11 protein-coding genes are annotated in these 13310 nt (G+C 76.2%); 4 read left to right on the top strand and 7 right to left on the bottom strand.

What is annotated here, in order from left to right:
- Positions 1-5: 5 nt before the first annotated feature.
- A complete protein-coding gene (locus tag ACU616_RS20945) occupies positions 6-1070 on the top strand; it encodes an FHA domain-containing protein (RefSeq protein ID WP_446760343.1) in 1065 nt (354 codons plus the stop codon).
- Positions 1071-1109: 39 nt separating this feature from the next.
- Here ACU616_RS20945 and ACU616_RS20940 read toward each other — a convergent pair whose 3' ends face one another.
- The 3 genes from ACU616_RS20940 to ACU616_RS20930 form a co-directional block, all read right to left on the bottom strand.
- Positions 1110-4241, bottom strand: coding sequence for an FAD-dependent oxidoreductase (locus ACU616_RS20940; protein ID WP_446760342.1), 3132 nt, complete (start codon positions 4239-4241; stop codon positions 1110-1112).
- 93 nt (positions 4242-4334) lie between these two features.
- Positions 4335-4943, bottom strand: a complete 609-nt coding sequence (locus tag ACU616_RS20935) for a DUF6529 family protein (protein ID WP_446760341.1) — start codon at positions 4941-4943, stop codon at positions 4335-4337.
- A 74-nt stretch (positions 4944-5017) separates the two neighbouring features.
- Positions 5018-5728: a hypothetical protein gene (locus ACU616_RS20930; RefSeq protein ID WP_446760340.1), complete on the bottom strand. Its 711-nt coding sequence runs from the start codon at positions 5726-5728 to the stop codon at positions 5018-5020.
- 240 nt (positions 5729-5968) lie between these two features.
- On the opposite strand from ACU616_RS20930, the gene ACU616_RS20925 reads away from it, so the two are divergent.
- Both ACU616_RS20925 and ACU616_RS20920 read left to right on the top strand, forming a co-directional pair.
- Positions 5969-6451, top strand: coding sequence for a heme-degrading domain-containing protein (locus tag ACU616_RS20925; protein ID WP_446760339.1), 483 nt, complete (start codon positions 5969-5971; stop codon positions 6449-6451).
- A gap of 201 nt (positions 6452-6652) precedes the next feature.
- Entirely contained in the window at positions 6653-7072 is a 420-nt protein-coding gene (locus ACU616_RS20920) for a WhiB family transcriptional regulator (protein WP_446760338.1), read from the top strand.
- Between the two features lie 42 nt (positions 7073-7114).
- Here ACU616_RS20920 and ACU616_RS20915 read toward each other — a convergent pair whose 3' ends face one another.
- Both ACU616_RS20915 and ACU616_RS20910 read right to left on the bottom strand, forming a co-directional pair.
- The gene (locus ACU616_RS20915) at positions 7115-7960 is read right to left on the bottom strand and encodes a DUF6807 domain-containing protein (protein ID WP_446760337.1); all 846 of its coding nucleotides are present in this window, start codon (positions 7958-7960) and stop codon (positions 7115-7117) included.
- On the bottom strand, positions 7953-9110 hold the full coding sequence (locus ACU616_RS20910) for a Gfo/Idh/MocA family protein (protein WP_446760336.1): 1158 nt from the start codon (positions 9108-9110) through the stop codon (positions 7953-7955). The genes ACU616_RS20915 and ACU616_RS20910 overlap by 8 nt, the downstream gene beginning before the upstream one ends.
- 359 nt (positions 9111-9469) lie before the next feature.
- On the opposite strand from ACU616_RS20910, the gene ACU616_RS20905 reads away from it, so the two are divergent.
- Entirely contained in the window at positions 9470-10861 is a 1392-nt protein-coding gene (locus tag ACU616_RS20905; RefSeq protein ID WP_446760335.1) for an MFS transporter, read from the top strand.
- Positions 10862-11014: 153 nt separating this feature from the next.
- On the opposite strand, the gene ACU616_RS20900 is transcribed toward ACU616_RS20905, so the two are convergent.
- Together ACU616_RS20900 and ACU616_RS20895 are read right to left on the bottom strand one after the other, a co-directional pair.
- Positions 11015-11977 (bottom strand): IS481 family transposase, encoded by a 963-nt coding sequence (locus tag ACU616_RS20900; RefSeq protein ID WP_446760300.1) that lies wholly within the window; start codon positions 11975-11977, stop codon positions 11015-11017.
- Positions 11978-12083: 106 nt separating this feature from the next.
- Entirely contained in the window at positions 12084-13145 is a 1062-nt protein-coding gene (locus ACU616_RS20895; protein WP_446760334.1) for a LacI family DNA-binding transcriptional regulator, read from the bottom strand.
- Between the last annotated feature and the right edge of the window lie 165 nt (positions 13146-13310).

Here is a 13310-nt window from a genome sequence, read left to right as displayed (position 1 = left end):
CTGCCATGCCGGACACGGCCATGCCGGACACCGGGACACGGCCGGGACGGTCACGGGTCGCGCTGGCCCCCGGGGACGGCCTGGTCGCCCGCTTCGGTGACGTCGTCCTCCTGCTGCCCGACGGCGACGCCGCCGACGGCTCCGCCACCGAGGAGCTGCTCGACCTCGTGGCGGCCGCCGCGGCCGAGGACGAGCCGGGCAGCGCGGTCGCCGCCCGCCTGGTCGGCTGGGTCGGCGGCCGGGCACCGGGCGACGGCACGCCGTTCGGGGTGGTCGCCCCGGTCGCCGACGGCGTGGTCGTGCTGCTGCGCGGCGCGGTGTCGGCGCAGGTCGAGGGCCCGGCGGGGACGACGCGGCTCTCCGGCCGGCAGGCGCTGACCTGGGTCGACCACGTCGTCACGGAGCCGTTCGAGCGGGTGACCGTCGGCGCCGGGGCCGGGACGGGCGCGCCGGTCCACCCCCGCTCGGCGCTGCGGGACGGCGTGGTGCCCGCGTGCGGCTTCGCGGTCGGCCCCGCCGGCCCCGCCGACGCCGCCGCCCCGGTCGCGACCGCACCCGCCGCCGCGCCACCGGCGGCCCGCGACCAGCTGCGGGAGACCCTCGCCGACGCCCGCCCGCTCGACGTCCCCACCCCCGGCCCGGACGACGGGCCGGCCGTCCCGGCCGGTCCGGGACCGGCGCGCCCCGAGCAGCTGCTGGAGACCGTGCTCGCGCCGGCGCCGGTGGGCGCGCTGGTCGGCGACGGCGGCCCGACGCTCGTGCTCGACCGGGACTACGTGCTCGGCCGCGAGCCGCACAACGACCCCGACGTGCGCAGCGCCGTGGCCTCCCCGGTCGTGATCCACGACCCCGACAACCTCGTCTCCCGCGTGCACGCCCGGGTCAGCGTCGACGGCGGCCGGGTGTACGTGCGCGACGCCCCCTCGGTCAGCGGCACCTTCGTCGCCGGTCCGGGGGCCGGCGAGTGGACCCGGATCGGCGGCGAGCCGACCCTGCTCCCGCCCGACTGGAGCCTGCGCATCGGCACCCAGGTGTTCACCCTCCGCACGACGAGGGCCGACGCCGGCTGACCCGGGCCCTCCTGACCCCGGGCCCTTCCGACCCCGGGCTCAGGCCGGCGCCGGCTGCGAGGTCGGCCGGCGCCGGCCGACCTCGCGCAGCACCCGCCAGTCCCCGGCGCGCAGCCCGGCGAGGACGGCGTCGTCGAGCTCCAGCCCCCGCTTGACCGCCGCGGTCACCGCGGTCACGTCCTCCGGGTGGTGGCCCAGGACGACGCCGCCGACGACCGTCCGCCCCGCGACCACCAGCCGCCGGTAGGACGGCAGCGACGCGTCCTCGGCGACGAGCACCTCCTCGCCCGGCTCCGGCTCCACCCGGCCGATCGAGAACAGGTCCAGCCCGACGCCCTTGAGCAGCGTGGCCGGCACCTCGGCGGCCAGCGTCTCGTCCCCGCCGAGCGCGTTGACGGCGGCGACCTCGCCCTGCTTGGCCGCGATCGGCCACAGCCCCCACACCCGCCCGCCGTGCTCGGCCACGTCGCCGGCCGCGAAGACCCCGGGCACCGCCGTCGCCATCCGGTCGTCGACGAGCACCCCGCGGTTGACGGGGATGCCGGCCGCGCGGGCCAGGTCGACGTCCGGGCGGATGCCGACGGCGGCCAGGAACACGTCGCAGCGCAGCGCCCGGCGGTCGGCGAGCCGCACGCCGCTGACCCGCGGCTCGCCGGTCAGCGCCTGCGCCTCGGCGCGGTAGAGCACCTGCAGGCCGATCCGGCGGAAGTACGCGTCGACCAGCTCGCTGCACCGCGGGTCGATCTGGCGGCTGAGCAGCCGGGCCCCGCGCTCCAGGACGGTGACCCGCAGGCCCAGCTCGAGCAGCGCGTGCGCGGCCTCCAGCCCGAGCAGGCCGCCGCCGGCGACGACGGCGTCCCGGCCGCCGTGGCGCTGCACGTAGGCGCGCAGCGCCGCGGCGTCGGCCGCCGAGCGGAGCACGAAGCTGCCGGGCCGGCCGAAGCCCTCGACGGGCGGCTCGACGCCGCGGCTGCCCATGGCCAGGACCAGCCGGTCGTAGGGCAGCACCTCGCCGGTGCCGAGGAACACCCGGCGGGTCCCCGGGTCGATCCGGGTGGCGACGGTGTTGAGCCAGGCGGTGATCTGGTGGTCGTCGTACCAGGTCTCCGGCAGCAGGGAGAGCCCCTGCATGGCCGACCGGCCGTAGACCAGCCGCGAGATGCCCATCCGGTTGTAGAGCACGTGCGGCTCCTGCCCGACGACGTGGATCTCGCACTCGGGGTGCCCGCGCCGGACGAAGTCCGCGGCGGTCACCCCGGCGATGCCGTTGCCGAGGACGACGACGCTGACGATCGACCGGTCGAAGTCGCGCGGGGCCGCCCCGTCGTCGGGGCCCCCGGGCTCGGGGGTGAGCGAGACCGTCACCGGCCCGGACCGGATCCGCGCCGAGCAGGCCATGCGGGTGGTGGGGGCCAGCCCGAGCCGGCGCAGCGTGGAGAGCTCCTCCTCCTCGGGCTCGGACAGGCACGACGCGCCCTCCAGGACGGCGACCGGGTCGGCGCCGCACACCCCCATCCGGCAGCCGGCCTCGATCGGCTGGCCGGCGCGCTCGACGGTCTCCAGCAGGCTGGTCCCGACCTCGGCCTCGACGGCGGCGCCGGTGCCGGCGATGCGCACCTCGGCGGTGTCCGCGCCGTCGTCCGCGGCGGCCTCGGCGGCGGGCGCCGGGCGGCTGACCGGCACCAGCGGCAGCAGCTCGGGGTGGAACTGCTGCACGTACTGGCGCTCCTTGACCACGGTGCGCGCGATCCACAGCAGCGACAGCACGAGCACCAGCCCCGAGACCGGCCAGCGCAGCCACGGCGCCGCGACGCCGGTGACCGTGGCGAAGGAGGCGGCGAGGACCGGCCCGGCGAACCAGTAGAAGAGGTTGATCGCCGCCGCGGCCCACAGCGCGACCACCACCGACGCGCTCATCGGCAGCAGCGCGGAGACGGCGTAGAAGAGCCCGACGCTGCCGAGGAAGAACAGCGCCAGCTCCCCGTAGGTCGTCGTCAGCGGCCCCCCGCCGGCACCGGCGAGGACGAAGAAGCCGAGCACGAACCCGGGCAGCGCGGCGACGAACAGCCGCCGGGGCGCCGTCCACACGGGGTCGTCCTCGTGCAGGTCGGCCTGGTAGGCGCCGATCGGGGCGAAGTCGTAGCAGTTGGTGGTGCAGGCGACGCACGGGCGGCAGTGGCTGTTGGGGACCCGGACGAACGGGGTCTGCCCGTAGACGCGCTGCAGCGGCAGCAGCGGGCAGATCTGGCTGCACCAGCCGCTCTTGCCCTTGAACAGCAGGCCGCCGAGGAAGGCCGCGGCGATGATCACCGACAGCAGGACCCCGGTCGCCGTCCCGCTGCCGTTGAAGACCGCCAGCCGGGCGCCGGCGATGCCGAAGAACAGCACCATCGCCACGACGAAGGCGCGGCGGCGGAACCACTCCGGCAGCGTGCGCCCGAGGCTGAAGCCCAGGACGCGCGGCGTCTGGTTGGCCGCGGCCAGCGGGCAGATGTTGCGCCACAGGCCCGGGGCGACGAAGAACAGGGCCGGCAGCAGCGGCACGACGATGCCGAAGAAGACGAACAGCCCGCCCGCGGGCCGGACGAACAGGGCCACGCACAGCGCGACGTAGGCGGCCACGCTGACCACCCGCACCGCCCGCCACGCCCCCAGCGGGACGCGGGTGCGCATCTCGGTGTAGACGGGGAAGAGGTCCTCCCCGGGCCGGGCGGTGCGGCCCAGGACCCGGTCCCACGCCACCGCCACGCGCGAGGGGGCCGCGGGGGGTGCCGGCGGCGGGGGCGGCGGCGGGGGCAGGGCCACGCCGGCGCCACCGGCGAGCACCGTCTCACGGGCGGCCGCCGGCACGGGGATCCGCTCGGGCCGGCCGATGACGACGATCTCGGTGCCGCCGAGACGGACGACGTCGCCGGCCTCGAGGGTGACCCGGCCGTCGACCGGGACCCCGTTGACCAGGGTGCCGTTGCGGCTGCCCAGGTCGACCAGCGACAGGGCGACGGGGCTGGGCACCAGCCGCAGGTGGCGGCGGGAGACCCGGTCGTCGGCGAGGGCGAGGCCGTCGGGGTCCAGGCCGCCGGGGTCGCGACCGACCTCCAGCGCCCGGGTGAGCGCCACCCGCCGCGGCTCCCGGCCCGGCTCCCGGATCTCGACGACCGGCGGGCTGCTCACCGCTCGGCCCGCCCGGTCGCGGTGGTGGTGGACGCCGGCATGGCCCCTCCTCGGAGTGCACGCGCCGCGGGGCGGTGCGTCGGCGGTGGTGCGTCAGAAGCGGAAGCCGCTGGAGGTGAAGACCCACAGCGACGAGGTGAACCACAGGGCGAGCAGGGTGGTGAAGAGCAGGCCGCCGAGCACGGGCACGACCCACCGCGGCAGGCCGGGGCGGGTCAGCGCGAGCATCTTGGCGACGAAGACGCCGTAGAAGAAGCAGCCGACGGCGGAGTGGACGAGCGCGCGCGTCGAGTCGCTGTGGAAGCCCAGCGCGTACACGCAGTGGACGACGACCGGGACGGTCAGCAGCACCGCGACCCGCCCCGACCAGCGGTGCACGGTGCGCGTCCAGGGCCGGGCGCCGGCGTCGTGCATGCGCCCGGCGGTGAGCAGCTGCACGACGCCGAGGACGGCGGCCGCGGTGGTCAGCCACGCCTTGACGTAGAGCGGCGAGGAGAACCCGGCCACGTCGAGGGAGTAGCCGGCCGGCTCGTGCTCGGCGGCGTAGACGCCGAGCACGACCGCGACGGTGCAGCCGACCAGCAGGAAGGTCAGCAGGGGCAGCCGGAAGGCGTCGCGCGGCTCGGGGCGCGGCCGGACGCGCCGGGCGACCGGCTCGGGTGCGGTCGCCGGGGCGTCGACGGTCTCGCGGGTGTCGGTCATGGCGGGGATCTCCTCGCGTGCCGTGCCGGCAGGAGGACCGGCAGGACGTCGGGGTGGGCGTCGGCGGCCGTGGCTCAGCCGCCGACGACGGTGTCGGTGCCGGCGACGGCCTCGGCGGTGCCCGGGGAGCCGTCGATCTCGAAGGTGCGGGCGTCGAGGTCCAGGGGCGGCGCCTCGCGCTTGCTGCCGCCGACGGTGGCGACCCCGACCTGCGTCCCGTCGGGCAGCACCGCCCAGCCGATCCGCGTCGCCAGTCCGTCGAGGGTCAGGCGGGCCTCGTAGACGCCGGCGGGCGGCTGCGACGCCGCCGCGGAGAACGGCAGCGCCAGCCCGGAGCTGGTGGTCACCGTGCCGAACACGGCCCCGCCCGTCACCGACCCGGTGAGCCCGGCGCCGTTGCGGCCGGTCAGCGTCACCGTGTCGCCGTCCACCGTGCCCTGCAGCCAGGCCTCGAGGGCGCCGCCGTCGCAGAGGTAGGCCGCCACCGCGTCCCCGTCGACGGCCATCGCGATGGTCGCCTCGCCCCCGCTGGTCACGCCGGCGTAGACGGCCTGCAGCGCGGCCGGGGCGGCCGGTGCCGCGTCGGTCGGCTCGGCGGACGGCGCTGCCGACGGCTCGGCCGACGGCGCGGTCGTGGCGCCGGCCCCGCCGGTGCCGGGGTACAGCGGCGCGCTGCTCGCCGCGGGGTCGATGCGGCTGTTGGCCGCGAAGAGCACCACGGTCAGCAGGACGACCGCGCCCAGGGTGGTCAGCGGGCCCGCCGCACGCCTGCGTCGAGCGCTCATGCGTCACCCTCCGGTCCACGTCACCGCCGTCGACATCCCCCGCGGCCCCGGCCGCGGCCGGGGTGGAACCCGGCGCCCACCGTGCCAGAGTCGCCGGGAGGGCGGAACCGGTTTCGGCGCCGCCCCCGGGCGTCCGCGCGAGCAGGGCCCGTCCGGACGGGGACGTTGGCCTCCGGCCGTCACGGGTGCGTCACCGCGGTGTCACCGCGGGCCGGCGACCGGCGGACGCCAGGATGACCCATGGACACCTCCTCCCCCGCCGTCTTCCCCTCCGTCGCCGAGCTGGCCGCGGAGGAGCACGAGCTGCAGGTCACCTCCTTCACCAACGACGACGCCTGGGCGCTCGGGTCGGCGCTGGTCGCCACCGCCCGCCGGGACGGCGCGCCGGTCGCGGTCGAGATCAGCCGCAACGGGCAGCGGCTCTTCTCCGTCGCCCTGACCGGCGCGACCCCGGACAACGCGTCGTGGATCGAGCGCAAGACCCGGGTGGTGGACCGCTTCGGGCACAGCTCGCTGCACGTCCGGCAGTCGTGGGCCGAGCGCGGGACGACGTTCGAGGAGGGCTCCGGCCTGGACCCGCGGCTCTACGCCGCGCACGGCGGCGCGTTCCCGGTGCTCGTGCGGGACGTGGGCCCGGTCGGCGTCGTCGCCGTGTCCGGGCTGCCCCAGCTCGAGGACCACCGGATGGTGGTGGCGGCGCTGCGGGTTCACCTCGGGCGCTGAAGCCGGACCGGCGGGGCGCCCGGGGTGCCGGACACGCGGAGCGCCGGGGGCCAGGTCACGATCCGACAACCGGACGGCGTCGTTTCAGCCAAGACATGCCAGTGCGCACGGGCACGCGGTGTCCGTAACGTTACCGACAGCAGCCAGCCCGTACCGGTCCGTCACTGCCGGTGCGCTCCATCCCGACCCGAGGAGCTTTCCGTGTACGCCTCCCGCCCCCACCTCAGCCTGCTCTCCGACTCCGCCGCCCACACGCCGGCCTGGACCACGGACCGCACCCCGGCCCCCACCCCCGCCTGGTCCCCCGCCCACGAGCCCGCCTTCGAGCCGGCGTCGTGGAACGACACGTCCTGGTCGCAGATCGCCATGGGCGAGAACCCCGCCGGCGAGGAGGGGTGGCGGCTCGACGCGCTGTGCGCCGAGACCGACCCCGAGGCCTTCTTCCCGGAGAAGGGCGGCTCCACCCGCGAGGCCAAGCGCGTCTGCGCCGGGTGCTCGGTGCGCGCCGAGTGCCTGGAGTTCGCCCTGGCCAACGACGAGCGCTTCGGCATCTGGGGCGGCCTGTCCGAGCGCGAGCGGCGCCGGGTGCGCCTGCAGCGCCGGTCCCCGCTCAGCGCCTGACCAGCACCCCGAGGAGCGTTCCCGGGTGGGTGCTCGACGTGCTCACCCGCCGCTCCGGCCCGCCCACCGCGCGGCGACGGCGTCGTCGACCGCCCCGTCGGCGACCAGCGCGCGGAAGCCGCGCGTCACGGTGCGGCCCGGCGCGAGGATGACCGGACGCCGCGGCGCCAGCTGCGAGCCGATGCCGGGGTAGTCCCCGACCCGCACGAACCAGGGGTCGGCCCGCGTGACGTCGTCGGCCCCGGTGACGACCACGGTGAAGCCGGCCGCGCGGTCGCTCCAGGCCAGCCACGGCGCGACCGCGCCGTGCGTCCCCTGCTCCCCCGCGGTGTGCGTGGTGTGCACGAACGGCTCCCGCGTGGCCGGGAGCCGCCAGGAGAAACCGCCGTAGCCGGCGCCCGCACGCCCGTGGGTGGCCGGGCTGCCGAGCGCGAGGTCCCCGCCCGTGGCGTTGGTGAGCGCGGTCGTGAGCTGCAGCTCCCAGCCGCCGGCGACGAGGCGCGCCCGCACCCGGCGGTGCTCGCCGAGCAGCAGCCGGCCGTCCGCGGCGAGCCAGCGCAGCGCCTCGTCGAACCCGTCGTCGGCCAGGGTCGAGAACCCGGCGTGCTCGATCCGGCCGTGGTCCCCGCACGCGGTGTAGCCGCGGCCGCGCAGGTAGGTCGGGCCGCCCCACAGGTTGGTGCCGCCGACGTCCTGCACCCCGATCGAGATGCCCAGGTGCCAGGGGTGGTCGGCGGGCAGCGCGTCGGTCACCGCGCGGCCGCCGAGGGTGCGCACCGGGTGCAGGTAGGGCCGCGGCGCCAGGACCGGGTCGAGCCCCGCGCCGTCGTCGTACTCGGCCACCACGACCCCGCCGAGCCGCAGCGTGGCCAGCGGGTGCTCAGCCACGGGCGGCCGCTGCCCCCGCCCGCGCCCAGGACAGGTCGAGCTCCGAGAGCAGGGCCAGCCCGTCCGCGGCGCGCTCCACCGCGTCGGCCACCCCCGGGACGACCGCGCGCGGATGAGCCCCGGAGCGGTCGGTGCGGCGGTGCGCCGGCGGCACCTCGGCCGGCTCGTCGGCGAGCCGGACCGCCTCGACCACCTGCATGAACGCGCGCGTCGCGGCCAGCGGGACCAGCAGCGGGCGGCCCGGCTCGCGCACCGTCGCCACCAGGTCCTCCAGCAGGTCGGTGGCCGGGTGCTCCGTCGTCTCCACCCGCCCGCCGCGCTCGAGCCGCACGCGACCGGGTCGGTAGTGCAGCACGATGCGCCCGCGCGTCCCGTGCACGACCAGGTACGGCTCGACCTCGCGGTCGGCGCACAGGGTGACGGCGACCGCGACGGTCGTGCCGCGGGCGGTGACCAGCCGCAGGCAGGAGGTGTCGTCGGCCTCGATCGGGTTGGCCCGGTACAGCTCGACCCGCGCCTCCCCCACACCGTCGGCGCCGTCGACGGCCAGGGCGGTGGCGATCGCGTGGGCGAAGGGGTTGGTCAGCGCGCCGTCGACCACCGGGACGCCGTCGAGACTGCGCCGCCCGGCCCAGGGCGCGCGGGCGTAGTAGGACGCGTCGCGCTGCCACGCCCCGGCGGCGCCGATGCCGAGGACCTCCCCGATCGCGCCGTCGGCGAGCAGCCCGCGCACGTACGGCAGCGCCCGCGACCCCAGGCTCTGGAACCCGACCTGGCAGGCGCGGCCGGTGCCGGCCAGGTCCAGCGCCAGCTGCTCGAAGGCGGCGAGCGTAGGGGTCGGCGGCTTCTCCAGCAGGACGTCGGACCCGGCGGCCGCGGCGGTGAGGGCGAGCTCGGCGTGCGTGTGGATCGGCGTGCTGACGACGGTGATCCCCGGCCGCACCGCGTCGAGCAGGTCGGCCAGCCGCGCCGTCACCGGGACGTCGCCGGCCAGGGCGCGCTGCTGGTCGGTCAGCGGCCGGGTGTCGCAGATGCCGGCCAGGTGCACCGGCACCCCGGCGCGGGTGGCGCGCGCGACGTTCTCCAGGTGCCACCGGCCGTGCCCGTGGACGCCGACCAGCACGGTGGGGACGGAGCTCGGTGCCGTCATGCCGGCGCCTCCTCGCGATCGGTGGTCCGCACCCCGACCGTACCGCGCGTCACACTGTTTCGGAAAGCGATTGCCCAGATGCGCGGTCCACCGCCGCCCGGATCGATGCGCGCCCGGCGAGCACGCCTGCCTTCCCGGAGCTCCTGCCCTGACGCTCACTGACCCCACCGCCGCGCTGGCGTGCACGGAGGCTCAGCGGCCCCGAGCGGCCGGGGCGGCACCGGCCACATCCGGCACTTGACACGTGCAGTGGGTCACAGCACCCTGTCTCCGGCAAGCGTTTACCAGGGCACTCGGGAGACCGCGGAGCCCGCCGCGCACCGGACGAGCGATCATCGTCGACGACCCCAGGAGGCGTCATGCAGGGACACACCAGCGACCGGTCGGGCCCGTCGGCCACCGACCGGTCCATGTCGCGCAAGGCCGCGATGAGCGGCTGGATCGGCAGCACGCTGGAGTACTACGACTTCGCCATCTACGCGCAGGCCGCGGCACTGGTGTTCCCGGCCGTGTTCTTCCCGTCCGAGGACCCGACGGTCGCCCTCATCGCCTCACTCGCCACCTACGCGGTCGGCTACGTCGCCCGCCCGCTGGGCGCCTTCGTCCTCGGCAGCTGGGGTGACCGGCGCGGCCGCAAGAACGTCCTCGTCCTCGCCATGATGCTCATGGGCGTGTCGACGCTGGCCGTCGGCCTGCTGCCCACCTACGGCCAGGTCGGCGTCCTCGCCCCCGCGCTGCTGGTGCTGCTGCGGCTGGTCCAGGGCTTCGCGGTCGCCGGCGAGCTCGGCGGCGCGAGCGCGATGATCATCGAGCACGCCCCGGCGGACCGCCGCGGCTTCTACGCGAGCTTCAGCCTGCAGGGCACCCAGGCCGGCTCCATCCTCGCGGCCGCCAGCTTCATCCCCCTGTCCGCGCTGCTGTCGGACGGGGCCTTCCAGACCTGGGGCTGGCGCATCCCGTTCCTGCTGAGCTCCTTCGTCATCGTGGCCGGCTACCTGATCCGCCGCCGGGTCGCCGAGACGCCGGTCTTCCTCGAGGAGGCCGCGAAGCACGAGGTGCCCAGGACCCCGGTGCTCCAGGTCGTCCGTGAGAGCGGCGGCACGATCCTCCGCTGCGTCCTCATGGCCATGGCCAACGTCGTCGGGACGACCGTCGTCGTCTTCGGCACGGCCTACGCCACCAACGAGGCCTACGGCGTCGGGATGAGCGCGGCCACCTACCTCTGGCTGCCGCTCGCGGCCAACGTCGTGGCCGTGGTGCTGATCCCGTACTTCGGCAAGGTCTCGGACCGGATCGGCCGCCGCCCGCTGATGATCGTCGGTCCGCTGGGCGCCGGCGTGCTGTCCTTCGCCTACCTCTGGGCGGTCGGACAGGCCAACGTCGTCCTGACCGTCGTGCTGGCCATCCTGATGTTCGGGGTGCTGTACCAGGTGTGGAACGCCACCTTCGCCAGCTACTTCCAGGAGCTGTTCCCCACCCGCCACCGGGTGACCGGGTTCGCCGTCTCGCAGAACGTGGGCCTGATGCTGGTCGCCTTCCTGCCCTCGGTCTTCGCGCTCGTCGCCCCGCCCGGGTCGACGAACGTGCCGCTGGTCATCGGCGGGATCACCGCCCTGCTGTGCGTCGTCTCGGCCGTCGCCGCCTGGTCGGCGCCGGAGACCTCCCGGCTCGACCTGCGTGAGATCGACGGCCCGGCCCCGGCGCCGGGCTCTCCCGCCGCCACCTCCCGCGTGGAGGTCGGCACCGCCTGACCCGCACCACCCGCGGCGGCCGCCGTCCCCGAACGGGGGACGGCGGCCGTCGCCGTCCGGGCCGGGGTGGGCGCCGGCGCCCCGTCCCCGTCGACGGAGCGGAGCCCGAGCGCACACCGTCGGGGACGGCGACGGTCTAGGTGTACTCGGCCATCAGGTTGGTGCCAGGCGGCTGATCGGTGGGAGCCCGCCGAGTGCTGAGTGGCGGCGGTGAGTGTTGTAGTGCTTCAGCCACGGAGCAAGAGCGGCGGCGCGCTGGGCGTTGCTGGTGAAGGCCTGCCGGTAGGCCCACTCGGTGGCCAGGGTGCGGTTGAGGCGTTCGACCTTGCCGTTCTGCCAGGGGCAGTAGGGCTTGATGAACTTCTGCCGGGCGCCGAGTGCGGTGATGACCTCGCGCAGGGACCACTTGTAGGCCCAGGCGTTGTCGGTCATCACCCGCTCGATCCGGTCGATGCCGTGGCCGGCGAAGTAGGCCGCCGCGCGGGTCAGGAACGCCGCGCAGGTGGCGCCCTTCTCGTCGGGGAGGATCTCGGCGTAGGCCAGCCGGGAGTGGTCATCGAGGAGGGAGTGCACGTAGTCGAAGCCGGTCGGCACCGACTTGTGGCGGTGGTCGGCGGTGGCCGCCCGGCCGTGGGCACGCCAGCCGCCGTCGGGGATGCGGGCCAGCTTCTTGACGTCCATGTGCACCCGCTCGCCGGGCGCCGACCGCTCGTAGCGCACCGCGGTGGCCTTGGAGGCGCGGATGACGTGACCGGTCATCGGGTCCAGCGCGGCCAGCCGCGGCAGCCCGCGGCGGACCAGGACCCGGGAGACGGTGCGCGCCGGCACCCCGAGTTCGGCACCGATCCACGCCGGCCCGCGCCGCTCCCGTTCACGCAGCTCGACGATCCGGTCCTCCACCTCGGCAGCCGTGCGCCGCGGGCTGCTGTGCGGGCGGGAGGACCGGTCGACCAACCCGGCCTCGCCTTCTTCGGCGTAGCGGGTGAGCCAGGTCCGCACGCACTTCCGCGAGATCCCCATCGCCGCCGCGATGTGCGCCTTCTTCCAGCCGTTGCGCCACCGCTCGACGATCAGCAGCCGGCCATGCACGGTGGTGCGGGCATTAGCGTGGGACACGAGAACCTCCGAGCAGGGACTGGGCCTTCGACAAGCCACACCCCACTCGGAGGTTCTCCTTCCTTCAAGCCCAGTCCGCCGTCACCAACGTCCTGGCTGGGTACATCTAGGACGCCGGGCGGGCGGGGCCGGTGCTCGCGCGGACGATGAGCTCCGCGGGGACCGGCACCCGGCGCGGGTCCGGCGACGCGGCCGACAGCACCAGCTCCATCGCGCGGGCGCCCATGTCCTCCAGCGGGAGGCGCACGGTGGTCAGCGCCGGCTGCAGGTCGCCGGTGAACCACAGGTCGTCGAAGCCGACGACCGAGACGTCGTCGGGGACGCGCCGGCCGAGGTCGCCCTGCAGGGCGCCGAGCGCGCCCACCGCCATGAGGTCGTTGAGCGCGAACACCGCCGTCAGGTGCGGGGCCCGCGCGAACAGCGACAGCGTGGCCGCGTGGCCGCCGGCGCGGGAGAAGTCACCCTCGACGACGACCGGGGCGCCGCGGTCGCCGCCGAGCTGGGCCCACGCGTCGAGGAAGCCGCCCAGCCGGTCGGCCACGGTGCGCAGCTCCGCGGGGCCGGCCAGGACGCCGACGTCGCGGTGCCCCAGGTCGCGCAGCAGCCGGGCCACCGAGGCCGCGCCGCGCCGGTTGGCCGGCAGGACGGTGTCGAAGGGGAGGTCGTGCTCGCTCACCAACGCGACGCGGCCCCCGGCCTCGGCGAAGTCGGCGAGGGCCTGCCCGAGCTCCGGGCCGTCGTCGAGGCGGCCGCTGCCGGCGAGCAGCACCGCCCGCACCCGCTGCGCCTGGAAGCGGGCGACGTACTCGACCTCCCGCCCGGCGTCGCGCGACGTGCCGGCCATCATCGTCAGCAGGCCGTGCCCGGTGGCCACGCGCATCGCGCCCGCGGCGATCGAGGCAAAGTAGGGGTCGTCGACCTCGTGCACGACCAGGCCGGCGACGTTGGTGGTGGCGCGGGCCAGCGCCTGCGCGGGGCCGTTGGCGGCGTACCGCAGCTCGGCCGCGGCGCGCCCCACGCGGGCGGCGAGGTCGGGGCTGACGACCCGGGTGCTGCCGTTGAGCACGCGGGAAGCGGTTGCCAGCGAGACGCCGGCCCGCTCGGCCACGTCGCGCAGGGTGATCCCGCCCGGACCCCGCCGGGCCCGCGGATCGGAGCCGGGCTGCACGGGCGCAGTCTAGCCGTGCCCGCCGCCTCCCCACCTCCCCCGCGCGAGGGGACGCCACCGCCGAGGAACCGCGGCCGGGGGGTTGCCCGCGTCACACCGTCCGGGCTACCGTTTGGTAAGCGCTTTCCAAGCCGCTGCGGCCCACTGTCACGGGCCACCGTCACC

Source organism: Geodermatophilus sp. URMC 62, from assembly GCF_052931475.1.
Note: the sequence above shows the minus strand (reverse complement) of the source record. Positions and strands in the feature narration are given on the sequence as shown.